This is a genomic window from Xanthomonas bromi (assembly GCF_900092025.1).
Classification (GTDB): domain Bacteria; phylum Pseudomonadota; class Gammaproteobacteria; order Xanthomonadales; family Xanthomonadaceae; genus Xanthomonas; species Xanthomonas bromi.
On the sequence record NZ_FLTX01000041.1, the window covers coordinates 36,916 to 60,732 of the forward strand.

General features: G+C 63.2%; 19 protein-coding genes, 1 tRNA gene and 1 pseudogene. 3 read left to right on the plus strand and 18 right to left on the minus strand.

Features of this window, described 5'->3' with window-relative positions:
* Positions 1–154 precede the first annotated feature (154 nt).
* The 14 genes and pseudogenes from radA to murJ all read right to left on the minus strand — a co-directional run bounded on the left by radA (position 155) and on the right by murJ (position 17,249).
* Positions 155–1,546 (minus strand): DNA repair protein RadA, encoded by a 1,392-nt coding sequence (gene radA / locus XBLMG947_RS13615; RefSeq protein ID WP_065469216.1) that lies wholly within the window; start codon positions 1,544–1,546, stop codon positions 155–157.
* 244 nt (positions 1,547–1,790) lie between these two features.
* Positions 1,791–2,501 (minus strand): annotated as a pseudogene (locus XBLMG947_RS23955) (aminotransferase class I/II-fold pyridoxal phosphate-dependent enzyme); the annotation flags it as partial.
* The gene (locus tag XBLMG947_RS23960; RefSeq protein WP_258077764.1) at positions 2,425–3,000 is read right to left on the minus strand and encodes an aminotransferase class I/II-fold pyridoxal phosphate-dependent enzyme; all 576 of its coding nucleotides are present in this window, start codon (positions 2,998–3,000) and stop codon (positions 2,425–2,427) included. The pseudogene XBLMG947_RS23955 and the gene XBLMG947_RS23960, both read right to left, overlap by 77 nt.
* Positions 3,001–3,262: 262 nt before the next feature.
* Complete coding sequence (locus XBLMG947_RS13625) at positions 3,263–5,143, minus strand: M61 family metallopeptidase (protein WP_167352028.1); 1,881 nt, start codon at positions 5,141–5,143, stop codon at positions 3,263–3,265.
* Between the two features lie 167 nt (positions 5,144–5,310).
* On the minus strand, positions 5,311–5,646 hold the full coding sequence (cyoD, locus tag XBLMG947_RS13630; RefSeq protein WP_065469218.1) for a cytochrome o ubiquinol oxidase subunit IV: 336 nt from the start codon (positions 5,644–5,646) through the stop codon (positions 5,311–5,313).
* Positions 5,646–6,272, minus strand: coding sequence for a cytochrome o ubiquinol oxidase subunit III (gene cyoC, locus XBLMG947_RS13635; protein ID WP_181093249.1), 627 nt, complete (start codon positions 6,270–6,272; stop codon positions 5,646–5,648). Before cyoC ends, cyoD begins: the two co-directional genes overlap by 1 nt.
* On the minus strand, positions 6,269–8,269 hold the full coding sequence (gene cyoB, locus XBLMG947_RS13640; protein WP_065469219.1) for a cytochrome o ubiquinol oxidase subunit I: 2,001 nt from the start codon (positions 8,267–8,269) through the stop codon (positions 6,269–6,271). The genes cyoC and cyoB overlap by 4 nt, the downstream gene beginning before the upstream one ends.
* The gene (gene cyoA, locus XBLMG947_RS13645) at positions 8,269–9,204 is read right to left on the minus strand and encodes a ubiquinol oxidase subunit II (protein ID WP_065469220.1); all 936 of its coding nucleotides are present in this window, start codon (positions 9,202–9,204) and stop codon (positions 8,269–8,271) included. Before cyoA ends, cyoB begins: the two co-directional genes overlap by 1 nt.
* A gap of 364 nt (positions 9,205–9,568) precedes the next feature.
* A tRNA-Thr gene (locus XBLMG947_RS13650) sits at positions 9,569–9,644 on the minus strand.
* 75 nt (positions 9,645–9,719) lie between these two features.
* Entirely contained in the window at positions 9,720–10,670 is a 951-nt protein-coding gene (ispH, locus tag XBLMG947_RS13655; protein WP_065469221.1) for a 4-hydroxy-3-methylbut-2-enyl diphosphate reductase, read from the minus strand.
* A gap of 66 nt (positions 10,671–10,736) precedes the next feature.
* Positions 10,737–11,255 carry a signal peptidase II gene (lspA, locus tag XBLMG947_RS13660; RefSeq protein WP_065469222.1) on the minus strand — a complete coding sequence of 173 codons (519 nt, stop codon included), beginning with the start codon at positions 11,253–11,255 and terminating at the stop codon, positions 10,737–10,739.
* A gap of 315 nt (positions 11,256–11,570) precedes the next feature.
* Positions 11,571–14,402 carry an isoleucine--tRNA ligase gene (gene ileS, locus XBLMG947_RS13665; protein WP_065469223.1) on the minus strand — a complete coding sequence of 944 codons (2,832 nt, stop codon included), beginning with the start codon at positions 14,400–14,402 and terminating at the stop codon, positions 11,571–11,573.
* Between the two features lie 6 nt (positions 14,403–14,408).
* Complete coding sequence (locus tag XBLMG947_RS13670; RefSeq protein ID WP_065469224.1) at positions 14,409–15,449, minus strand: bifunctional riboflavin kinase/FAD synthetase; 1,041 nt, start codon at positions 15,447–15,449, stop codon at positions 14,409–14,411.
* Between the two features lie 195 nt (positions 15,450–15,644).
* A complete protein-coding gene (gene murJ / locus XBLMG947_RS13675; RefSeq protein ID WP_065469263.1) occupies positions 15,645–17,249 on the minus strand; it encodes a murein biosynthesis integral membrane protein MurJ in 1,605 nt (534 codons plus the stop codon).
* A 116-nt stretch (positions 17,250–17,365) separates the two neighbouring features.
* On the opposite strand from murJ, the gene rpsT reads away from it, so the two are divergent.
* On the plus strand, positions 17,366–17,635 hold the full coding sequence (rpsT, locus tag XBLMG947_RS13680) for a 30S ribosomal protein S20 (protein ID WP_002807888.1): 270 nt from the start codon (positions 17,366–17,368) through the stop codon (positions 17,633–17,635).
* A 91-nt stretch (positions 17,636–17,726) separates the two neighbouring features.
* Here rpsT and obgE read toward each other — a convergent pair whose 3' ends face one another.
* The 3 genes from obgE to rplU form a co-directional block, all read right to left on the minus strand.
* Complete coding sequence (obgE, locus tag XBLMG947_RS13685) at positions 17,727–18,779, minus strand: GTPase ObgE (RefSeq protein WP_065469225.1); 1,053 nt, start codon at positions 18,777–18,779, stop codon at positions 17,727–17,729.
* A 231-nt stretch (positions 18,780–19,010) separates the two neighbouring features.
* Positions 19,011–19,271, minus strand: a complete 261-nt coding sequence (rpmA, locus tag XBLMG947_RS13690) for a 50S ribosomal protein L27 (RefSeq protein WP_010365804.1) — start codon at positions 19,269–19,271, stop codon at positions 19,011–19,013.
* A gap of 12 nt (positions 19,272–19,283) precedes the next feature.
* Positions 19,284–19,604 carry a 50S ribosomal protein L21 gene (gene rplU / locus XBLMG947_RS13695; RefSeq protein ID WP_005989959.1) on the minus strand — a complete coding sequence of 107 codons (321 nt, stop codon included), beginning with the start codon at positions 19,602–19,604 and terminating at the stop codon, positions 19,284–19,286.
* A gap of 290 nt (positions 19,605–19,894) precedes the next feature.
* Between rplU and uvrA the strand changes: the two genes are divergently transcribed.
* Both uvrA and XBLMG947_RS13705 read left to right on the plus strand, forming a co-directional pair.
* Positions 19,895–22,861 (plus strand): excinuclease ABC subunit UvrA, encoded by a 2,967-nt coding sequence (gene uvrA, locus XBLMG947_RS13700; protein WP_065469226.1) that lies wholly within the window; start codon positions 19,895–19,897, stop codon positions 22,859–22,861.
* Positions 22,861–23,265 (plus strand): acyl-CoA thioesterase, encoded by a 405-nt coding sequence (locus XBLMG947_RS13705; protein WP_065469227.1) that lies wholly within the window; start codon positions 22,861–22,863, stop codon positions 23,263–23,265. The genes uvrA and XBLMG947_RS13705 overlap by 1 nt, the downstream gene beginning before the upstream one ends.
* Before the next feature lie 116 nt (positions 23,266–23,381).
* On the opposite strand, the gene XBLMG947_RS13710 is transcribed toward XBLMG947_RS13705, so the two are convergent.
* Positions 23,382–23,810, minus strand: coding sequence for a copper chaperone PCu(A)C (locus XBLMG947_RS13710; protein ID WP_065469228.1), 429 nt, complete (start codon positions 23,808–23,810; stop codon positions 23,382–23,384).
* Between the last annotated feature and the right edge of the window lie 7 nt (positions 23,811–23,817).

Below are 23,817 nucleotides of genomic sequence, written 5' to 3' on the forward strand. Positions count from 1 at the left end.
GATCAGCAAGCCAACCGATCATCGATGGTCGGCCGGCAGCCGGCCAGCGCGATGGCAGCGCGCCGCTTCCCCAGATTGCCCAGGCGGTGCCTTCGCCGCGTTCGCAGGTTGCTGAGTCCACAGACCGCAAGAGCCACGTGGCACGGCGCGGACCTCAGTCGGCCGCCGCTTCCAGTGCCTGGCTCAATCGCTCGACCGCAATGATTTCCATGCCCTTGATGCTGGTCGTCTTGGGCGCATTGGCGCGAGGCACGATGGCGCGCTTGAAACCATGTGTCGCCGCTTCCTTCAGGCGGTCCTCGCCGTTGGGCACCGGGCGGATTTCGCCGGACAGCCCCACCTCGCCGAACGCAATGGTCTTTTCGGACAACGGCCGGTCGCGTAATGACGACAGCACCGCCAGCAGCACTGGCAGATCGGCCGCAGTTTCCTGCACGCGAATGCCGCCCACCACATTGACGAACACGTCCTGATCGCCCACCACGATGCCACCATGGCGATGCAGCACTGCCAGCAACATCGCCAGCCGGTTCTGCTCCAACCCCACTGCAACCCGACGCGGGTTGGACAACGGCGAGGCGTCCACCAGCGCTTGCACTTCCACCATCAGCGGGCGTGTGCCTTCGCGGGTGACCATCACGCAACTACCCGGCTGCTGGGTGCTGCCGCCGGACAGGAAGATCGCCGACGGGTTGGAGACCTCCTTGAGTCCCTTCTCGCCCATCGCGAACACGCCCAGCTCGTTGACCGCACCGAAGCGGTTCTTGAACGCGCGTAACAGGCGGAATCGGCTGCCGCTCTCGCCTTCGAAGTACAGCACCGCATCGACCATGTGCTCGAGCACGCGCGGGCCAGCGATGCCGCCTTCCTTGGTGACATGGCCGACCAGAAACACGGCCGTGCCGGTTTCTTTGGCGTAACGCACCAGCCGCGCGGCGCTCTCGCGCACTTGGCTTACCGAGCCTGGCGCCGCAGTGAGCGATTCGGTCCATAGCGTCTGCACCGAATCGGCCACGATCAGCTTCGGCCGTGCCACGCTGGCGTGTTGCAGGATATTTTCGATACCGGTTTCAGCCAGGGCGTTCAGGCCTTTCAGTGGCAGATCCAGGCGCACCGCGCGCCCTGCCACCTGGGCAAGCGATTCTTCGCCGGTCACATACAACACCGGCAGCGTGGAGGCCATGCTCGCCAATGCCTGCAGCAGCAGCGTCGACTTGCCGATGCCGGGGTCGCCGCCGATCAACACCACCGCACCTTCCACCAGCCCGCCACCCAGTACCCGATCGAACTCGCCGATGCCGGTGGACACACGCGCCTGCTCGGACTGCTGCACGTCCTTGAGCGCAGTGATCTTGGGCGCCTCGGCCTTACCGGCCCAGCCGCTACGCCGCGATGCCGCTGGCGACGCCTTGCCACCCGGCGTCGCGCTTTCGAGCACGATTTCGCTCAGCGTATTCCAGACACCGCATTCGGTGCACTGACCCTGCCATTTGGTGTACTCGGCACCGCACTCGCCGCAGACATAGGCCGTTTTCGCCTTCGCCATGGGTGTCTACTCGTTCGACAATGCGGCAGCATAATCTGCCGCTGTCGCATCCGGCGAGACATGGAAAGATCAGCGCGACAGAATCCGCAGCGCGCCGTCGGGCGACACACATCGACGGCGCACTGCACTCATCAATACAAACCTCGCGGAAGCGGCCGGCATCGTACTGCCGCCAGAGACCATCGATGCCATCGGCCAGGCGATCGATATCATCGCGCGTATGCGTGCCCATCAGGCTGATGCGCAGGCGTGCCTGGCCATGCGGCACCGCCGGATAATTCACAGGATTCACGAAAAGTCCCTGCGTCTGCAGATAAATGCACCCGGCATTGACATCCATCTGCGCCGGCGCCGGCGCCGGCACGATCAGGATCGCCGACTCGGTATGCAAGGCGAACCCCCACGGCAAGGCGTTGAGTGCTGCCACCTCGTAGGCGACGTTGTCGTGCAACGCCTGTATGCGCTCAGGCTCGCTCTCGATGACATCAAGCGCACCATGCACCGCCGCGATGGTGGGCGGCGGCAGGGCCGCAGAGAACATGTACGAGCGCGACATATAGCGCAGATATTGGATCAATGGCCGCGATGCACAGACGAAGCCGCCGCTGACCGCCAGCGTCTTGCTGAAGGTACCCATCAGTACGTCGATCTGCGAGGCCACGCCGAAGTGCTCGCCTGCACCGCAGCCATGCGCGCCGACAACGCCGGTGCCGTGCGCATCGTCGACCACCAGCAGCGCACCATCACGACGGCACAGCGGCGCGATGCGTACCAACGGTGCCAGATCGCCATCCATCGAATAAACGCCCTCCACCGCCACAAACACCTCCTGTCGGTTCGGGCGGGCCTTTGCCAGCATGACCTCAAGACGCGACACATCAGTTATGCGCAAAGCGCTTGGCGGGAATGCCGCCAAGCCGCAGGCCGTCGAACAACGAGGCATGCGAATATTCATCGTAGTACACGCAATCGGTACGCCGCGCCAGCCCGCCCGGCAAGGCGAGATTGGCGCTGAAGCCGCTGGAAAAAATCATCGCATCTTCCTGCTGCTTGTGCGCAGCCAGGCGTTCTTCCAACTCTTGGGTAATGCGTAGATATCCATTGAGAAATGGTGGGCCGCCAATGCCGGTGCCGTATTGGTCGATGGCGCGCATCACCCGCTCGCGCACCTTGGGATGGTTGGCCAATCCCAGATAGTTGTTGGAGCCGAACATCAATAACCGCTGCACGCTCGTGCCATCGGGATCAAGTGCCAGCACTTCCCGGTCTGCCGCCGAGCAGATGATGCGGTAATACGCCATCCGCAAATCGGCGCGATCATTTCGCGCCATCGCACCGATATACGTGGCGCGTTGCACCAGCGTTAAATCACGCCCGCCAAACATCGCCGCAGGGTCGAAGTTCTCGCCGCTATGCGGCATTTCAAACTCCGAGCAATCTAATTCAGAGCTCATTGAACACACTCACTCGCCGTATCGTCGGCAATCGGACTGCATACAGTTGCAGCCGAATTAGGCTGCTCGCCCCACGCGTAAAGATGCAATCCATGCCAGCGCAAACAGTGCGTAATTCAAAGCCGACGAAGTGAATGTATTTAGATTATCTCTGAATATTATACTATGGAATCAGTGGACCACAGCGCGGCAAAACCGCATGCAATAATGGGCGCCTCGACGCAAGCGCCGACTTCGACATGTGGAAGCCGGCGCCTTGCCATCAGCGTGCCTTGTACAACTCGCTCAACCGATCCGGCTTGCCGGCAATCCGCTCCAGATGCGGATACAGCAGGCCACCGTGGTAGTCGATGCGGACGGTCTCGTAACGGTCACCGCGCTTGACCAGCAGTTCTATCGGCGCAGTGGTGCCCTTGGCCGCCTTGATCGCATCCTTGATCACTTCCGCGCTGAAGGCGCGGCCGTTGACAGCAACGATGGTGTTGCCGTTGATGATGCCGGCATTGAACGCAGGGCTATCCCACAGCACCTCGCTCACCTCGCCCGAGCTCTCCAGCGACAGGCCCAGGGAATAGGCCAGGCTCACGTCGTTTTCGTTGCTCTCGTAGGTCTTGGTGACCAGGTTCGGTTGGTCGGTGTAGACCAGCTTCCAGCCATTGGCCTCGATGCCGCCGTTCAACGAGCCATGACCGTCCATGCGCTCGCGTAGCAGGCTGGCCCAGTCGTAGGCGGCCACCCCGTTGAGCGTACTCACGATGTCGTCGAAGGTGTACGGATTGACATCCCAAGCCCCATTCTTCATGCCGAAAAACGCCTTGGCAAAATCGTCGATGGAGCGCTTGTTGTTGGTCAGCGCGCGCAACGTGCTGTCCACCTCCAGCCACATCATCTGGCCGCCGGAGTAATAGTCCTCGGCCATCTGATAGCTGCGGTAGGCCTTGGGCCGGCGCATCGACATGGTGGGGTCGTTGGTGGTGTCCTGCACCGTGCGCCAGGCCATGCCCGGGCGACCACGCTCGTAGGTGGCCGCAACGCCGGCCAGCATGTCGCGCGCCTGGTCCTGCGTCCACAGACCCGAGCGTGCCGCCATCACCTCACCCCAGAACTGGGTCTGGCCTTCGTACAACCACAACAGGCTGTCGCCCATCGGCACATTGAAATTGGGCGTGGCCAGGTCGGCGCCGCGGCGGTACTTGCCGTTCCAGGAGTGATTGAACTCATGCGCCAGCAGATCGCGCATGGTCCAGCTCTTGTCCCACTCGGTGAAGTAATTGGTCGGGCCGCTGTTCTCGCTGGAGCGGTGATGCTCCAGGCCGATGCCGCCGAGTTTCTTGGTCAGTGCCAGCAGGAATTCGTAATGATCGAAATGTCGTGCGCCGTAGAGCTTGTCCATCTGCTGCACCAACGCCGCATGCGCCTTGATCTGCTCGGGCTTGGCCTCCAGCGCCTTGGCCTCGTCGGCAAACACATTGAGATAGACCGGCTGCTTGCCGCCGCTCAACTCCACGCGCTTGTAGTACTTGCCGGCGAACATCGGCGAGTCGACCAGGTCGTCGAAATCGATCGGCTTGAAGGTCACCGTGTCGCCGACGCGACGATCGGTTTCCAGCGCGGTGGCATAACTCCACCCGGCCGGCAACGTCACGCTGGCCTGCGCCTTGATGTTGCGCGCATAGGTGCCGGCCGGATACAGCGCGGTGGTATTCCACTGCAGGTTGAGCATTTCCGGGGTCATCATCACCCGACCCTGGCTGGGCGCCTGCGGCGAGAGGAACTTGAACTCGGCCACGAGTTCGGCAGCGCCCTGCGGCACATCCACAGTGAAGGCGTAGACGTCGAATTGGTCGCGCTTCCAGGGCACTACCTTGCCATCGACCTTGATCACCAAGCCGGCCAGTTTATCGATCGGGCCGGTTGGCGAGTGATTGCCGGGAATCCATTGCGGATACAGCAGCGTCATCGGGCCCGGCTTGGCCGGCATGGTGGTCTTCACCTTGAAGATGCGATGGGCAAGATCGGTGGCGTCGACGTCGATCTTCAAGGTGCCGTCGAACGGCACGTCCTGCGGCGGCGCGGTTTGCGCGGCGGCGGGCAACGACAGCGCTGCCAGCAGCGACACGGACAACAGGGTGGGCATTTTCATCGCAACTCCGCAGGTGACCTGGAACAGGCAAGCCCACGATGCTAAGCGCCCACCACGGCTTCCCCGTATGCCATTGGTCATGCCGCAGGCAAATTCATGCGCAAAAAAAGCCGCCAATCGTGGGCGGCTTCTTCTTCAACGGTGCGTCGATCCGGCGTGGCGCCGTCTCAATGCATCATGTTGACGTTCATGTTGTGCAGCACCCACAGCGAGCCGACGATCACGATGCCGATGATCAGCAACGAGAACAGGCCCACCTGCACGTTGGAACGCTGCTCGGGCGTGCGATCCATGTGCAGGAAGTACACCATGTGCACCAGCATCTGCACGGCGGCCATGACCGAAATCACGACGATGGTGACGCCCTTGGAGAACGCCCCGCTCATCACCATCGCAAACGGGATGACGGTGAGAACGACGGCCATGACAAAGCCGATCAGGTAGGACTTCAAATCGCCGGCATGCGCATCGGCCGCGGTTTCGGTGTGGTGGTGATTGGCCATTACAGCGCTCCCAGCAGATAGACGACGGTGAACACACCGATCCAGATGATGTCCAGGAAGTGCCAGAACAGGCTCAGGCACGCCAGACGTGTGCTGTTGCGCGCAGTCAGCCCGTTCTTAGAGATCTGGATCACCAGCACCGCCATCCACAACAGGCCCGACGCCACGTGCAAACCGTGGGTCCCGACCAGGGTGAAGAACGCGGACAGGAACGCACTGCGGCCCGGGCCGGCACCTTCATGAATCAGGTGATTGAACTCCCACACTTCCATGCACAAAAAGCCGATACCCAGCAGCGCGGTGACGGCCAGCCAGCCGTACAGGCCGCCCATCTTGCGCTTGTGCGCAGCGATCATTGCGAAGCCAAAGCTCAAGCTGCTGAACAGCAGCAGGAAGGTTTCCACCAGCACGAACTTCAGGTCGAACAGCTCCTTGGCGGTCGGCCCGTCCACCGTGGCGCCGGAGAGCACCGCATAGGTGGCGAACAGACCGGCAAACAGCAGGCAGTCGCTCATCAGGTAGACCCAGAACCCGAAGACGGTGTTGCCACCGCCGTCGTGATGCTCGTGATCGTGGCCGCCCGCGTGGGCGGCGTGGTCAAGCGTGGTCGAGGAAGCCATGGTCATACCACCTTCGCGGCCTGCGCCGCCTGTTGCTGTTCGAGCAGGGCGAAACGTGCGTTTTCGATGCGCTCCACTTCGTCGGCAGGCACCCAGTAATCGATGTCGTCATCGAAGGTGCGCGCGATGAAGCTGCCGATCATGCCCACCAGGCCAAGGATGGCCAGCCACCAGATGTGCCAGATCAGACCGAAGCCCAACAGCACACTGAAGGCACCGATGTAGACGCCTGCACCGGTGTTACGCGGCATGTGGATCGCTTCGTACTTGGACGGACGCACCCAGCCTTTGCCGTTCTGCTTGTCGGCCCAGAACTGATCGCGGTCCTCGATGTGCGGCAGCACGGCGAAGTTATAGAACGGCGGCGGCGAGGAGGTTGCCCATTCCAGCGTGCGGCCATCCCACGGATCGCCCGTGTAGTCCATATGCTCCTTGCGCTTCCACACGCTGTAACCGATCTGCACCAGGTTCAAGAAGATACCCATGCCGATGATTGCAGCACCCACCGCAGCCACGTACAGCCACGGCGCCCACTCGGGGTGGTTGTAGGTGTTCATGCGACGGGTCATGCCCATGAAGCCAAGCACGTACAGCGGCATGAACGCCACGAAGAAGCCGATGATCCAGCACCAGAACGAGGCCTTGCCGATCTTCTCGTTGAGCTTGAAGCCGAACGCCTTCGGGAACCAGTAGGTCAAGCCCGCCAGGTAACCGAACACCACGCCGCCGATGATGACGTTATGGAAGTGGGCGATCAGGAACAGGCTGTTGTGCAGCACGAAATCCACGGCCGGAATCGCCAGCATCACGCCGGTCATGCCGCCGATGCTGAAGGTGATGATGAAGCCGATCGTCCACAGCACCGGCGCGGTCAGGTGCACACGACCGCGGAACATGGTGAACAGCCAGTTGAAGATCTTCACGCCGGTCGGGATCGAGATGATCATCGTCGTGATGCCGAAGAAGGCATTGACGTTGGCACCCGAACCCATGGTGAAGAAGTGGTGCAACCACACCACGAACGACAGCACGCCGATACACGAGGTGGCGTAAACCATCGAGGTGTAGCCGAACAAACGCTTGCGGCTGTAGGTCGCAATCAACTCGGAGAAGATGCCGAACGCCGGCAGGATCAGGATGTAGACCTCCGGGTGACCCCAGATCCAGATCAGGTTGACGTACATCATGGCGTTGCCGCCACCATCATTGGTGAAGAAGTGCGTGCCCAGGTAACGGTCGGCACCCAGCAGCGCCAGCGCCACGGTCAGGATCGGGAACGCGGCGATGATCAGGATGTTGGTGATCAACGCGGTCCAGGTGAAGATCGGCATGCGCATCAGGGTCATGCCCGGCGCGCGCATCCGCATGATCGTCACGAAGAAGTTGATGCCGGTCAACAACGTGCCAAGACCGGAGACCTGCAACGCCCAGATGTAGTAATCGACACCGACCCCGGGACTGTATTCCAGCCCCGACAACGGCGGGTACGCCAGCCAACCGGTCTGCGCGAACTCACCAACGCCCAGCGAGATGTTGATCAGCGCCGCACCGGCCACGAACAGCCAGAAGCTCAGCGAGTTCAGAAACGGGAACGCCACGTCGCGTGCGCCGATCTGCAGCGGCACGATCAGGTTCAACAAGCCGGTCATGAACGGCATGGCCATGAAGAAGATCATGATCACGCCATGCGCGGTGAAGATCTGGTCGTAGTGATGCGGGGGAAACACGCCCTCGCCACCGCCGCCGGCCAGTGCCTGCTGGGTACGCATCATCGCCGCGTCGGCAAAGCCGCGCAGCAGCATGACCAGCGCCACGATGATGTACATCACACCAATGCGCTTGTGATCCACCGAAGTGAACCACTCCTTCCACAGATAACCCCACAGCTTGTACTTGGTGATGGCGCCCGCGATGAGCAGGCCGAGCAGGCCGGCACCACCCAGCGCGACCATGATGATCGGCTCGTGGTACGGGACTGCCTCAATGGTGAGTTTGCCTAGCATCACTTGTCTCCAGAAGTGCACATGGCGACCGGCTCCATCGCCGATGCCTGATGGTCGCCGTGGCCTTTGTTATGGCCCGGACCATTCATGTATTTGTCGACCAGCGAGCGGAACATGCCGTCCTGCACAGACGAGTAGTAGGTGACCGGATACTGTTCCTTGTCGTTGCGGTTGGCAGCCAGCACCTGGTACTCGGCAGCATTCAACGCGGTCGGCGACGCCTTGACCTTGGCAACCCATGCATCGAAACCGGCTTGATCGGTGGCGTGCGCCTTGAAGCTCATCTTCGAAAACCCGTGACCGCTGTAGTTGGTCGACAGGCCGAAGTATTCGCCCGGCTCGTTGGCCACCAGGTGCAGCTTGGTTTCCATGCCCGCCATCGCGTAGATCATGGTGCCCAGGTGCGGAATGAAGAACGAGTTCATCACCGTGTCGGAGGTGATCTTGAAGTTCAGCGGCGTGTGCACCGGGAACGCAATCTCATTGACGGTGGCGATGTTCTGATCGGGATAGATGAACATCCACTTCCAGTCCAGCGACACCGCTTCGATGGTGATCGGCTTGACGTTCGAATCCAGCGGCCGGTAAGGATCCAGCGCATGCGACGAGCGCCAGGTCAGCACCGCCAGCACCAGGATGATCACGCACGGGATCGACCACACCACCACTTCGATCGCGGTGGAGTGCGACCAATCCGGCTCGTAGCGGGCCTTGGTGTTGGATGCGCGATATTTCCACGCGAACGCAATCGTCATCACGATCACCGGGATGACCACGATCAGCATCAGCACCACCGAGGTGATCAGCAGTTGCTTCTCGTCGTGGCCGATCTGGCCTTTCGGATTGAGGATGGCCGAGTTGCAGCCTGCCAGCAGCAGGAAGGACAACATCAGACCTGGACGAAGTAAACGTCCGAGCTGTTTCAGCGGAATCATCGGTCGATCCAAGTGCGAAGGAACGCCAGCCTCGTTCGTCGTATCCGTCCTGGGATGTTCCCGACGCAGCGGCCTTCCCGATAGGAGATGCGCTACGCAGACCGAAGACACGGGTTGGCGCAGTAATTTTAAACTTTGCTGCACCTGCACGAAACCCATTGGCAATAATCGAACGCGATAAATCCGCGTCAATTTGTGCGACATGTTGTCGCAGCGCAGCGCAACGCAACGTTTCCTGCGTCGCGGCCACCGATTGCGAGATATCTGCAGCAGCTCTTCAGCGTGCGCGATGGCTACGTGAAACGCGGTACTCGGCGCTTCAAGACGCAACTAGGCCGGCGCAGGCCGACCCAGTCTTGGAGCGTGGTGCCGGAAATAGGAATCGAACCTACGACCTACGCATTACGAATGCGCCGCTCTACCAACTGAGCTATTCCGGCGAGCCGTGAATTGTAGGAGCGCAGCCGCCCCCGGTCAATCGCTGCAAGCGCCGCGTGATGCCAGCAGCCGTCGCGTCAGCTGACCAGACGCAGCCGTAGTTCCTTGGGCAACGCGAACACCATCGATTCCGGCTCGCCTTCCAGCTCGGACACGCCGTTGGCGCCCAGCTCACACAGGCGCGCCAGCACGCCATCGACCAATACCTGCGGCGCAGAGGCACCGGCGGTCAGACCGATATGCTGCTTGCCGACGATCCAGGCCGGGTCGATCTCGCTGGCATTGTCGATCAGGTACGACTCCACCCCGTCGCGCCGGGCCAGCTCGCTCAAGCGATTGGAGTTGGAGCTGTTCGGCGAACCCACCACCAGCACCAGATCGCATTGGCGCGCCAGATCGCGCACCGCGTCCTGGCGGTTCTGGGTCGCGTAGCAGATGTCGTCGTGACGCGGCCCCTGCATCGCCGGGTAGCGCGCACGCAAGGCCTCGATGATGCCCATGGTGTCGTCCACCGACAGCGTGGTCTGGGTGGTGTAGGCAAGATTTTCCGGCTGGCGGACGTCGAGCGTGGCGACCTGCTCGATGTCTTCGACCAGGTAGATCGTGCCCGGGCCGCGCTCGCGGCTCCACTGCCCCATCGTGCCTTCCACTTCCGGGTGCCCGGCGTGGCCGATCAGCACCACGTCGCGGCCGGCACGACAGTGCCGCGCAACCTCGAAATGCACCTTGGTCACCAGCGGACAGGTGGCGTCGAACACTTTCAGCCCCCGACGCTCGGCTTCCAGACGCACCGCCTGCGAGACGCCGTGCGCGCTGAAGATCACCGTGGCATCGTCGGGCACCTCGTCGAGTTCTTCGACGAAGATCGCGCCGCGCTGCTTGAGGTCGTCGACCACGAAGCGGTTGTGTACGACCTCGTGCCGTACATAGATCGGCGCGCCCAGCGTCTCGATTGCGCGCTTGACGATCTCGATCGCGCGGTCGACACCGGCGCAAAAACCACGGGGATTGGCAAGCAGGACATCCATGGCGGGCATTCTACGGGAATGGAGGATGGGCAGTCTGACCGGGCCGCACGCGCCTGCAGGCAGGCTTCAGCGCAGATTCCCGGTTCCCGCCTCCTGCTTGCCGGATTTGTCGAATAGGCCGAACACCGCGATCCCGATCGCGCCGCCCACGATCGCCGAATCGGCGATGTTGAAGGACGGCCAGGTGTGGCTGCCGATGTACCACTGGATGAAATCCACCACGTGGCCGTGCATCAACCGGTCGATCACGTTGCCGATGGCCCCGCCGATCACCAGCGCATACGGCAGCGCGCTACGCCATTGCCCGCGCGCGGTCCGTGAGAGCCAGAACGCCAACAGGCCGCTGATGCCCACCGCCAACGCGGTGAAGAACCATAACTGCCAACCGCCGGCATCGCTCAGAAAACTGAAGGCTGCGCCGGTGTTGTACGTGCGGTACCAGTTCCAGAAGCCATCGATCACCGGCACCGGGGTGTACTCAGGCAGGCTGGACAGCACCCAGGCCTTGCTCCACTGGTCCAGGCCGACCACGACGGCCGACAGCACGAGCCAGATCAAGGCGGAGGGTTTGGGGCGTTGACTCATGTCGAAAGATCGCAGTTGGTGGCCGCTTCTCCGATGCCGGAGAAGATGCCTGGGTGGCAGTGGTGACTGAAATGACAGAACACAACGACAAACACTGGGTTGCAGACGCGCAAGGATGGCATGAACGGTTCAGTGACCAGCCCTATCCCGCCCCGCTGCGTGCCCCAAGCTTCAGAAACGCAAGGCAGCTGCGCTGGGCCGGCCGCGTCCGCCTGGTAGCGACCAAGGCCCCCGGCGGCTGACGCAGACTGCGCTGGCGCGCGACAACGGCAGTGCGCGGCGAGATCGCTGCCGCGCACTGCCGCCGAACCGGCGTCAGAACCAGCGACGCTGCTCGCCGGGGCCTTCGATGTTGCTGACACAGCGGCTGCACAGCTCCGGATGCCGCGCATCGCTGCCCACGCTGGCCTGGTGGTGCCAGCAGCGCACACACTTGGCCTTGGTGGTCGGCTGGGCGCTGACGAAAATGTCGTCGGTGCTGGCCGCGGTCACGGTGACATCGCCACTGATGAACAGGAAACGCAGTTCCTCGGCCAGCGGCTTCCAGCGCGCGGCGGTCTGCGCATCGGCGGCCACGGTGATTTCCGCTTCCAGCGCCGCACCGATCGCGCCATTGGCCCGCATCGGCTCCAGCACCTTGGCCACCTGTTCGCGTAGCACCAGTAACTTGTCAAACTCGGCGCTGGTCAACGCGGCATCGGCCGGCAACGGCGCCAGGCCGTCGTACCAGGTCGCGAACAGCACGTTGCCGATATGCTCGCCCGGCAGATACGCCCATAGCTCTTCGGCAGTGAAGCTCAGCACCGGCGCCACCCAGCGCACGAACGCCTCGGCCACGTGATACATCGCGCTCTGCGCCGAACGCCGGCCGCGCGCGTCTTCGGCCATCGTATACAGACGGTCCTTGGTGACGTCCAGGTACAGCGAGCCCAGGTCCACGCTGCAGAAATTCAGCAACGCTTGCACGATCTCGGCAAAGTCGTAGCGCGCGTAGGCGGCGACGATCTTCTCCTGCAGCTCATGCGCGCGATGCACGATCCAGCGGTCCAGCAGCACCATGTCGTCCAGCGCCACCAGATGCTGCAGCGGGTCGAAGCCATGCAGGTTGCCGAGCAAAAAGCGCGCGGTGTTGCGCAGGCGGCGGTAGGCGTCGGCATTACGCTTGAGGATTTCCTGCGACAGCGACATTTCGTTGCTGTAGTCGGCCGAGGCGATCCACAGGCGCAGGATGTCCGCGCCCAGGGTCTTCATGATCTCCTGCGGCTCAATGCCGTTGCCGGACGACTTGGACATCTTGCGGCCGTGCTCGTCCACGGTGAAACCATGGGTGAGGCACTGCTTGTAGGGCGCCGCCTTGTCCATCGCCACGCCACTCAGCAGCGAAGACTGGAACCAGCCGCGGTGCTGATCGGAGCCTTCCAGATACAGGTCGGCCGGCTTGGGCAGCCCACGGTCGACCAGCACCGCTTCGTGCGTCACACCGGAGTCGAACCACACATCAAGGATGTCGGTGATCTTGTCGTAGTCGGCTGCTTCATCGCCCAGCAGTTCGGCCGCGTCCAGCGTGTACCAGACATCGACGCCCCCCTGCTCCACCCGGTCGGCCACCTGGCGCAGCAACTCGGTGCTGCGCGGATGCGGCTCGCCGGTTTCGCGATGCACGAACAAGGCGATCGGCACACCCCAGGTGCGCTGGCGCGAGATGGTCCAGTCCGGCCGACCTTCGATCATGCCGGCGATGCGCGCCTGACCCCAGGACGGATACCAACGCACGTCTTCGATCACCTTCAACGCATCGGCGCGCAGATTGGCCTGCTCCATCGAGATGAACCACTGCGGCGTGGCGCGGAACGCGATTGGCGTCTTGTGACGCCAGCAATGCGGGTAGCTGTGCTCCATCTTGCTGGCGGCGAGCACCACCCCGGTAGGGCGCAATGCCTCGATGATGATCTCGTTGGCCTTCCAGATATGCAGCCCGGCCAGCACGGTGTCGCCCAGCGGCGGGGTCGACGGCAGATACACGCCACGTCCGTCCACCGGATTGATCTGCGCGGCGGTGTAGCGCTCCAACAGGCCGTACTGCTTGGAAACCTGATAGTCCTCCTGACCGTGACCGGGCGCGGTATGCACGGCGCCGGTGCCTTCTTCGGCAGAGACATGCTCGCCCAGCAGCAGCGGGATCTCGCGCTCGGCGTAGAACGGGTGATCGAGCAGCATCTGGTCCAGCACGGCGCCCTTGGCATGGCCATGCGCGACCACGTCATCCACGCCGTAGCGTGCCAGCACCTTCGCTGCCAGGGCCTCGGCCACGACCAGCCAACGCGGCTGGCCGCGATCGGTCGGCCCTTCGACCAATACGTAATCGAGCTCCGCACCCACGCTCACCGCCAGCGATGCCGGCAGCGTCCACGGCGTGGTGGTCCAGATCGGCACCGCCACGCTGGTGCCTGCCGGCAGGCTGGCGCCGAATGCGGCAGCGACTGCGCCTGGATCGCGCGCCGGATAAGCGATATCTACCGTGGGCGACACCTTGTCGGCGTATTCGATCTCGGCCTCGGCCAGTGCCGAACCGCAATCGAAACACCAATGCACCGGCTTGACGCCGCGCGTCAGATGGCCGTTATCGACCACCTTGGCCAGCGCACGCATTTCGTTGGCTTCGAAGCGGAAATCCAGCGTCTTGTACGGGTTGTCCCAATCGCCGATCACGCCCAGCCGCTTGAAGTCGCGCCGCTGCAGATCGATCTGCTCGGTCGCGTATTCGCGGCACTTCTGGCGGAACTCGGCGGCGTCGAGCTTGACGCCGACCTTGCCGTATTTCTTTTCGATCGCGATCTCGATCGGCAGGCCGTGGCAATCCCAGCCCGGGATGTAGGGCGCATCGAAGCCAGCCAGATACTTGGACTTGACGATGATGTCCTTGAGGATCTTGTTGACCGCATGGCCCAGGTGGATCTGGCCGTTGGCATACGGCGGGCCGTCGTGCAGCACGAACAACGGCCGGCCGGCGGCATTGGCGCGCAGTTGCGCGTAGAAGCCCTCGCGCTCCCAGCGCTCCAGCATCGCCGGCTCGCGCTTGGGCAGGTCGCCGCGCATCGGAAATTCCGTCGCAGGCAGATGGAGAGTGGCTTTGTAATCTTGGGTCACAGGAATCTACCGTTGCGCTGGATTTTTTAACAAGTCCGCACATGGATGTGCGGGCTCTTGCGAGGGACTCGCATTATCTTCGGGCGTTTGCGAGCGATTCGCATCTTGGGGAGAACTCGCATGTGTCGCTAACACCGCACGCGCCTGCGCGGCGTCGCGATGCATCTGCACGGTCAGCGCCTCCAGGCCATCGAACTTTTCTTCGTCGCGCAGCTTGGCGACGAATTCGACTTCGAGATGCCGGCCATACAGATCGCCCTGGAAATCGAACAGGTGCGCTTCCAGCAACGGCTCCACACCTGCCACGGTCGGGCGGGTACCGAAACTCGACACCGACGGCCATGGCGTCTGGGCCACACCATGCACCCAGGTCGCATAGATCCCCGACAAGGCCGGCGTGCGCGCAAAGCGCAAGTTGACCGTGGGATAGCCCAAGGTGCGACCGAGTTGCTTGCCGCGCACTACCCGCCCACCGATGGCGTACGGGCGACCGAGCAAGTCGCCGGCGTGGGCGAATTCGCCGGCCCCAAGCAGTTCGCGAATGCGTGTTGCCGAAATCCGCTCGCCATGCAGATGCACCGGAGCGATCTCGCCGGCCACAAAGCCATGCTGTTCGCCGAGCGTCTGCAACAAGCCGATGTCGCCACCGCGCCGATGACCAAAACGGAACTCCGGTCCGATCCAGACCTCGCGCGCGCGCAGCCGACCAACCAGCGCCAGCCGCACGAAATCTTCCGCGCTCATCTTCGAAAGGCGGCCATCGAAACGGATCATGCCCACACTGTCGACACCGAACCCATACAGGCCTTCGATCTTGGCGCGGGCCAGCGTCAGACGCGGCGGCGGCGCGGCTGACGCAAAGAACTCACGCGGCAGCGGCTCGAAGCTCACCGCCACTGCCGGCACACCGAGTGCGCGCGCACGCGCCACGGCGTGTTGCACCAGCGTCCGATGTCCCAGGTGCAGGCCATCAAAGGCGCCGATGCAGACCACGCTTCCGCGCGGGAACAGCGTCCCGCCCTCGACGTCTCTAAACAGCGTACTCATTCCTCGATCCAAACAGATGCCGGCCAACCAGCCGACCCTCGTTGATACATAACCTGCAAGTATAGCCGTGCCTGTCAAGCCGCATGGGCGCAGTCCGGCGCGGCAGCGCCCGATTGATCGCCGTGCAATGGGCTGCACGAAACGCTGGACAGCGCAGTCGGCCTTGCAGCGCGCCCACCCTCGTTCGCAGTCGCTCTAGCTTTCGCGCAGATGCCGCGGCCGCAGCCCCAATGCCAGCTGCGCGACCAAGTAGGTTACCCCCCCGCTGCCGACGAGCACGGCCAGCCAGCCGATGCGACTCCACTTATCCATCTGCGTAAACGATGGCAGCCACCACAGCAGGCCCAACAGCACCACCGCCATCGCCGCACACGCCAGCAGCAGACGCAGCGCATAGCCGCCCCAGCCCGGCCGGCGCTGATACACCCCGGACTTGCCCAGCCAGTACCACAGCAATCCCAGATTGAGATAACTCGACAGCGCACTGGCGATACCCAGCGCCAGATGCAGGCCCGGCTGCTTGCCCAACGCCTGCATCACGCCCTGCGCCTTGAGCTCCGGCGGCACCATGATCTGGTAGACCACAGCCAGCAACGCGAAATTGAACACCATGTTGGCGACCAGCGCCGCCACGCCCGCACGCACCGGGGTGCGGGTGTCCTGGCGGGCATAGAACGCCGGCAGCACCACCTTGAGCATGGCGTAGGCCGGCAGGCCGAAGCTCAACCCGTAGACCGACATCGCGGTCATGCGGGTGTCGAACGCGCTGAACTTGTGATACTGGAACAACGTTGCCACCAGCGGCTCGGCCAGCAGTAGCAAGCCCAGCATCGCAGGCATCGCGATCAACAAGGTGGTGCGGAAACCCCAGTCCAGCGCGCTGGAAAACGCTGCGCGGTCGGTCTTGACGTGATGGCGCGCCAGCGCCGGCAGGATCACCGTGCCCAGCGCCACACCGAACACACCCAACGGCAGTTCCAGAAAGCGATCAGCCAGCGACAACCACGACTGCGAGCCATCGGCCAGCCGCGCGGCGATCACCGTGTCCAGCAGCAGGTTGATCTGCGCGATCGAGGAGCCGAACAAGGTCGGGATCATCAGGGTCAGCACCTTGCGCACGCCCGGATGGCCCCAGCCCCAGCGCGGCAGGGTCAGCAGGTTGATGCCTTTCAGCGAAGGCAACTGGAACAGCAACTGCAGCATGCCCGCCACCAGCACCGCCCAGCCCAGCGCGATGATCTGTTTCTCCGGCGTCCCGCCCAACCGCGGCGCCAGCCACACTGCCCCGCCGATCATGCACAGGTTGAGGATCACCGGGGTCAGCGCCGGCATGGCGAAATTCTGGAAACTGTTCAGCGCCCCGCCGGCCAGCGCGGTCAGCGAGACGAACAGCAGGAACGGGAAGGTCAGACGGAACAGGTCCACCAGCAGGCCATGCTTGGCCGGATCGGTGTCCACGCCGCTGGAGAACAGCGTGGCCAGTTGCGGCGCGAAGATCAGCGCCAGCGCGGTGACCAGCAGCAACACGCCTCCGAGGGTACCGGCCACGCGCGACATCAGTTCGCGCAGATCGGCATGCGGCCGGGTTTCCTTGACCTCGGTGAACACCGGCACGAAGGCGGTGGCGAAAGAGCCTTCGGCAAACAGCCGACGCAGGAAGTTGGGGACCCGGAAGGCCACCCAGAACGCATCGGTCACCGCATTGGTGCCGAAGGTGGTGGTGATGACCTGGTCGCGCACCAGCCCCAACACCCGCGACACCATGGTCATGCTGCTAAATGAGAGCAGGCCTCTCAACATGCCGGGCTTGCTCACGCTGCATCCCTCTTGACAACTGACTTGACGTACATATCTGGGTCCATCATACTTTCGCGCTTGCTTTTTCCACCATACCGATTTTTCAGGAACCCACCACCGTGGCCAATATCAAGTCCGCCAAGAAGCGCGCCAAGCAGACCGTTGTGCGCAACGAGCGCAACACCGGCCAGCGTTCGATGCTGCGCACCGCCGTCAAGAAGGTGATCAAGGCCCTTGACGCCAACGATGCTGCAGGCGCCGAAGCCGCTTTCGCCGTTGCTCAGCCCATCCTCGACCGTTTCAGCGCCCGTGGCCTGATTCACAAGAACAAGGCTGCGCGTCACAAGAGTCGCCTGACCGCTCGCATCAAGGCCATCAAGGCCGCGTAAGCGACCAGTTGCAGTATTGCCGGGAGCCTGGCTTCCGGCAGTACAGAAAAACCCGGCCTTGGCCGGGTTTTTTGTGCGCCTGTGCATGCGCTCAGCCCGCATTGCGTGCCTCGAGCTCGTCCTCGCGCTGGCGGTCAAAGAACGCCATCACGTCCTTCATGATCGGGAAGGTGCCATCGCGACCCAGGGCAGACACCAGGTACCACGGCGCCGTCCAGCCCAGCTCGGCCACGATGGCTTCGGCGGCGGCGCACGCCTCGTCTTCGAACATCAGGTCGGCCTTGTTGAGCACCAGCCAGCGCGGCTTCTTCAGCAGTTCGGGATCGTGCCGCTCCAGCTCGCGCTCGATGGTACGCACCTGATCGGCCGGCGACACACCGTCCACGCCACCATCCATCGGGGCGATATCCACCAGATGCAGCAGCAGGCGGGTGCGCTGCAGATGGCGCAGGAACTGCGTGCCCAGGCCGGCACCATCGGCCGCGCCTTCGATCAGGCCCGGCACGTCGGCAATCACAAAGCTGCGGTAGGCCTCGACACTGACCACACCCAGATTCGGATACAGCGTAGTGAACGGGTAATCGGCGACCTTCGGCGTCGCCGAGGACACGGCGCGGATCAACGTGCTCTTGCCGGCGTTGGGGAAGCCCAGCAGGCCGACGTCGGCCAGCAGCTTGAGCTCAAGCTTGAGCAAACGCTCCTCACCCTCTTCGCCCGTGGTGGACTGGCGCGGCGCACGGTTGACCGAGCTCTTGAAATGCATATTGCCCAGGCCACCCTTGCCACCTTTGGCCACCAGCAGACGATCGCCATGTTGGGTCAGGTCGCCGATCACTTCATCGGTTTGCACATTGATGACCACAGTGCCGACCGGCACCACGATGACGCGATCTTCGCCACCCTTGCCATAGGCCTGGCGGCCCATGCCGTTCTCGCCGCGCTGCGCCTTGAAGGTGCGCTCATGGCGGAAATCGACCAGGGTGTTGACGTTCTCGTCGGCCACGATCCAGACGCTGCCGCCCGCACCGCCGTCGCCGCCGTCAGGCCCGCCAAGCGGGATGAACTTCTCGCGGCGAAAGCCGACACAGCCATTGCCGCCATTACCGGCGGTGACCAGGATTTCTGCTTCGTCGACTAACTTCATGAGATTTGGGATTCGTAATTTGGGATTGGTAACACCGCAGGACGCCGCAGGGCGACCGCGGAAACCGCAGGAAGCAACGATATCGGGACGATCGAAATCCGCCGTTGCGAATCACCAATCCCGAATCCCCACTCCCGGCCGTCAAACGAAAAACCCCGCCGAAGCGGGGCCCTCCGTGTCGTTCGCAGCCGCGCTGGCGCGGCTGCGAACTGGCCTGCATGGAGCGGGCGATTACGCCTCGGCAACCACGCTGACGGTACGACGCTTCTTCGCACCCTTGACCGAGAACTCGACCTTGCCGTCGACCAGCGCAAACAGCGTGTGGTCGCGGCCCAGGCCGACGCCGGCGCCCGGATGGAACTGGGTACCGCGCTGACGCACGATGATGTTGCCGGCGTCGATGGCCTGGCCACCGAAGATCTTGACGCCGAGGTACTTCGGGTTCGAATCGCGACCGTTGCGCGAGGAACCTACGCCCTTTTTATGTGCCATGACTGGTTCTCCTTACTTCTTGTCGCCACCGGCGATGCCGGTGATCTCGATTTCGGTGTAGTACTGACGGTGTCCCTGACGCTTCATGTGATGCTTGCGGCGACGGAACTTGATGATGCGCACCTTGTCGGCGCGGCCATGGGCCACGACCTTGGCGGTGACCGAGGCGCCCTTCAGCGCATCGCCCAGCTTGATGCCGTCGCTATCGCCCAGCATCAGGATGGTGTCGAACTTGATCTCGTTGCCTGCTTCGACTTCGAGCTTTTCCACGCGGAGCGTTTCGCCCTGCGCGACGCGGTATTGCTTACCGCCAGTTACCAGAACTGCGTACATGACCAGGTGTTCCTCTGTAGTTATTATGGTCGCCTGACTTACCCATGGGGCAGACAGAAGCGGGATTGTACTGACCTAGCGGGTTTCGGGTCAACCCGCAAGCGGGAGTTGGTTGGCCGGGCGAATCCAGCCGTGGAACGCATCATCCGGCCGCCACAACGGCCCCGGCAGACTGGCATTTGGGGCAATTGCCCTCACCTAGGTCGGCGGGTAGGCTGATCGACTGCCACTCATTCCTGCTGAGCACGCTCGCACCACCGCCGGTTCGCCGGCCCGACATCGGATCCCCCATGGCGATGGATTTCATCCGCATCCGCGGCGCGCGGACGCACAACCTCAAGAACATCGACCTCGACCTGCCTCGCGACAAACTGATCGTGATCACCGGCCTGTCCGGCTCGGGCAAGTCATCGTTGGCGTTCGACACCATCTATGCAGAAGGCCAGCGTCGCTACGTCGAGTCGCTGTCGGCATATGCGCGCCAGTTCCTCAGCGTGATGGAAAAGCCGGACCTGGATCATATCGAAGGCCTGTCGCCTGCGATTTCGATCGAACAGAAGTCCACCTCGCACAACCCACGCTCCACGGTCGGCACGATCACCGAAATCTACGACTACCTGCGCCTGCTGTACGCACGCGTGGGCCAACCGCGTTGCCCGGATCACGGCTTCCCGCTGGAAGCGCAGACCGTCAGCCAGATGGTCGACCACATGCTCGCCCAGGATCAGGAGCAGCGCTACATGCTGCTGGCCCCGGTGATCCGCGACCGCAAGGGGGAGCATGCGCAGGTATTCGAACAGCTGCGTGCGCAGGGCTTCGTGCGCGTGCGCGTGGACGGCGAGCTGTACGAAATCGATGCGGTGCCGGCATTGGCACTGCGTCAGAAGCACACCATCGAAGCGGTGATCGACCGCTTCCGCCCGCGCGAGGACATCAAGCAGCGGTTGGCGGAAAGTTTCGAAACCGCGCTCAAGCTGGGCGAAGGCATGGTGGCGGTGCAGTCGCTGGACGACCCGGCCGCAGCCCCGCATCTGTTCTCGTCCAAGTACAGCTGCCCGGTGTGCGATTACTCGTTGCCGGAGCTGGAACCGCGGCTGTTTTCGTTCAACGCACCGGTGGGCGCCTGCCCGAGTTGCGACGGCCTGGGCGTGGCCGAATTCTTCGACCCGGACCGGGTGGTCGTGCATCCGGAACTGTCGCTCTCGGCCGGCGCCGTGCGCGGCTGGGACCGGCGCAATGCCTATTATTTCCAGCTGATCGCCTCGCTGGCCAAGCACTACAAGTTCGACGTGGATGCGGTGTGGAACACGTTGCCGGCCAAGGTGCGCCAGGCGGTGCTGTTCGGCAGTGGCGATGAGGTGATCAACTTCACCTACTTCACCGATGCGGGCGGGCGCACCACGCGCAAGCACCGCTTCGAAGGCATCCTGCCGAACCTGGAACGGCGCTACCGCGAAACCGAATCGCCGGCCGTGCGCGAAGAGCTGACCAAGTACGTCAGCCAGCAGCCCTGCCCGGCCTGCAACGGCACGCGCTTGAACCGCGCTGCACGCAATGTGTTCGTGGCCGATCGCCCGCTGCCGGAACTGGTGGTGTTGCCGGTCAACGAGGCGCTGAACTTTTTCCGCGGATTGTCGCTGCCGGGCTGGCGTGGCGAGATCGCGGCCAAGATCGTCAAGGAGATCGGTGAGCGGCTGGGCTTCCTGGTCGATGTGGGCCTGGATTACCTCACCCTGGAGCGCAAGGCCGACACGCTGTCTGGCGGCGAGGCGCAGCGCATCCGCCTGGCCAGTCAGATCGGTGCCGGCCTGGTCGGGGTGATGTACGTGCTGGACGAACCGTCGATCGGCCTGCACCAGCGTGACAACGAGCGCCTGCTCGGCACCCTGACGCGGCTGCGCGATCTGGGCAATACGGTGATCGTGGTCGAGCACGACGAAGACGCCATTCGCCTGGCCGATCACGTGCTGGACATCGGTCCCGGCGCCGGCGTGCATGGCGGCGAAATCTGCGCACAAGGCACGCTGCAGGACATTTTAAAATCGCCACGTTCCTTGACCGGCCAATACCTGTCGGGCAAGCGTCGCATCGAGATCCCCAAGCAGCGCCACAAGCCCAACCCGAAGATGATGTTGCATCTGCGTGGGGCGACAGGCAACAACCTCAAGAATGTCGACCTGGATATTCCAGCCGGCCTGTTGACCTGCATCACCGGCGTGTCCGGGTCGGGTAAATCGACGTTGATCAACGATACGCTGTTCACGCTGGCGGCCAACGAAATCAACGGCGCCTCACATACGGTGGCACCGCATCGCGAAGTCGAAAATCTGGACCTGTTCGACAAGGTGGTGGACATCGACCAGTCACCGATCGGGCGCACACCGCGCTCCAACCCGGCGACCTATACCGGCATGTTCACGCCGCTACGCGAGCTGTTCGCGCAGGTGCCGGAATCGCGTGCACGTGGCTATTCGCCGGGCCGTTTCAGCTTCAATGTGCGCGGCGGCCGCTGCGAGGCCTGCCAGGGCGACGGCATGATCAAGGTGGAGATGCACTTCCTGCCCGACGTCTATGTGCCCTGCGATGTCTGTCATGGCAAACGCTATAACCGCGAGACGCTGGAGATCCGTTACAAGGGCTTCAACATCAGCGACGTGTTGCAGATGACCGTGGAAGATGCGCTGCGTCTGTTCGAGCCGGTGCCGTCGATCGCGCGCAAGCTGGAAACGCTGGTCGATGTCGGCCTGAGCTACATCAAGCTGGGCCAGAGCGCGACCACGCTGTCCGGCGGTGAGGCGCAGCGCGTCAAACTGTCCAAGGAACTGTCGCGTCGCGATACCGGGCGCACGCTGTACATCCTCGACGAACCGACCACCGGCCTGCACTTCCACGATATCGAAGCGCTGCTCGGCGTGCTGCACAAGCTGCGCGACGAGGGCAACACGGTGGTGGTGATCGAACACAATCTGGACGTGATCAAGACCGCCGACTGGATCGTGGATCTTGGGCCGGAAGGTGGCCATCGTGGCGGCACCATCCTGGTGTCCGGCACACCGGAAGACGTGGCTGCCCACAAGGCGTCCTACACCGGGCAGTTCCTGGCCAAGATGCTGCCGTCGGTGAAAGCGCGCGAGACGCGTCCGGCGGCGATGGCCAACAAGCCCGATGCGCGCCCGCCGCGCAAGGTCAAACCGGAGAAGGTGGCCAAGGTCGCCAAATCCGCCACCAAGAAGACTGCAAAGAAGAAGACAAGCTGATGAGCGAACACAGGATCCTGGCACGCATCCCGATCAGCGTGCGCTGGCGCGACATGGACAGCATGGGCCACGTCAACAACGCCAAATACATTTCGTATCTGGAAGAGGCGCGCGTGCGCTGGATGCTGGGCGTGCAAGGCGTGGCGATGACCGACCGCATTGCGCCGGTGGTTGCTGCCACCAACGTCAACTACAAGCAGCCGTTGATCTGGCCCAACGACATCACCGTGGAGTTGTTCGTGGAACGTCTGGGCACCAGCAGCGTGACCATCGGCCACCGCATCTTCGACCAGAAGGACGACAGCAAGCTGTACTCCGATGGCAACGTGGTGGTGGTGTGGATCGATACGCAGACCGGCAAGAGCGCCTTACTTCCAGATGCGGTGCGTGCGGCCAGCAGCTGAGTTCTCATCGGCGCTGTCGCTGACCAAGTCAGCGTGAACGATCGGCGGCGGCTCCGCGAGGGGCCGCCGCTTTTCGATTTAAATGCTTGCACGCCTGCGCGGCAGCAGGCGAACCCTCAAGACCCCGGCGCGCGCTTGCGCACTTCCAACGTAGCCTTGATTTCACGACCGTCCTGCAAGGTGAAGCTCACCGGCACCTGCGCGCCTTCCTGCAGCGGCGCATTGGCGTCCATCAGCATCAGGTGCAGGCCACCCGGCGCGAGCGGCACCGATTTGCCCGCGGGCAACGCCAGTTCGGGCACTGCCCGCATGCGGCTGACGCCATTGGCCTGGGTGGTCTCGTGCAAGGAGACATCGGCAAACACGCTGCTTTTGGCAGCAGTGACCTTCAGCGGCTGCGCACAGCCGTTATGAAATTGCCCGAAACCGGCCGCCATTCCCATGCCGCCGGGTGGCGGCATGCGGACCCAGCCATTCTTGAATTCAGGCAGGCACTGCGCCGACACGCCCGCACTGGCCAACACCGCCAACGCCACGAGCACCACACCGGCA

What these genes read in the sequence shown, in the direction of transcription:
- radA (WP_065469216.1), bottom strand. Translation starts at nt 1,546, where the DNA reads ATGGCGAAGGCGAAAACGGCCTATGTCTGCGGCGAGTGCGGTGCCGAG.
- XBLMG947_RS23960 (WP_258077764.1), bottom strand. Translation starts at nt 3,000, where the DNA reads ATGAGCTCTGAATTAGATTGCTCGGAGTTTGAAATGCCGCATAGCGGC.
- XBLMG947_RS13625 (WP_167352028.1), bottom strand. Translation starts at nt 5,143, where the DNA reads ATGAAAATGCCCACCCTGTTGTCCGTGTCGCTGCTGGCAGCGCTGTCG.
- cyoD (WP_065469218.1), bottom strand. Translation starts at nt 5,646, where the DNA reads ATGGCCAATCACCACCACACCGAAACCGCGGCCGATGCGCATGCCGGC.
- cyoC (WP_181093249.1), bottom strand. Translation starts at nt 6,272, where the DNA reads ATGACCATGGCTTCCTCGACCACGCTTGACCACGCCGCCCACGCGGGC.
- cyoB (WP_065469219.1), bottom strand. Translation starts at nt 8,269, where the DNA reads ATGCTAGGCAAACTCACCATTGAGGCAGTCCCGTACCACGAGCCGATC.
- cyoA (WP_065469220.1), bottom strand. Translation starts at nt 9,204, where the DNA reads ATGATTCCGCTGAAACAGCTCGGACGTTTACTTCGTCCAGGTCTGATG.
- ispH (WP_065469221.1), bottom strand. Translation starts at nt 10,670, where the DNA reads ATGGATGTCCTGCTTGCCAATCCCCGTGGTTTTTGCGCCGGTGTCGAC.
- lspA (WP_065469222.1), bottom strand. Translation starts at nt 11,255, where the DNA reads ATGAGTCAACGCCCCAAACCCTCCGCCTTGATCTGGCTCGTGCTGTCG.
- XBLMG947_RS13670 (WP_065469224.1), bottom strand. Translation starts at nt 15,449, where the DNA reads ATGAGTACGCTGTTTAGAGACGTCGAGGGCGGGACGCTGTTCCCGCGC.
- murJ (WP_065469263.1), bottom strand. Translation starts at nt 17,249, where the DNA reads ATGTTGAGAGGCCTGCTCTCATTTAGCAGCATGACCATGGTGTCGCGG.
- obgE (WP_065469225.1), bottom strand. Translation starts at nt 18,779, where the DNA reads ATGAAGTTAGTCGACGAAGCAGAAATCCTGGTCACCGCCGGTAATGGC.
- rpmA (WP_010365804.1), bottom strand. Translation starts at nt 19,271, where the DNA reads ATGGCACATAAAAAGGGCGTAGGTTCCTCGCGCAACGGTCGCGATTCG.
- rplU (WP_005989959.1), bottom strand. Translation starts at nt 19,604, where the DNA reads ATGTACGCAGTTCTGGTAACTGGCGGTAAGCAATACCGCGTCGCGCAG.
- uvrA (WP_065469226.1), top strand. Translation starts at nt 19,895, where the DNA reads ATGGCGATGGATTTCATCCGCATCCGCGGCGCGCGGACGCACAACCTC.
- XBLMG947_RS13705 (WP_065469227.1), top strand. Translation starts at nt 22,861, where the DNA reads ATGAGCGAACACAGGATCCTGGCACGCATCCCGATCAGCGTGCGCTGG.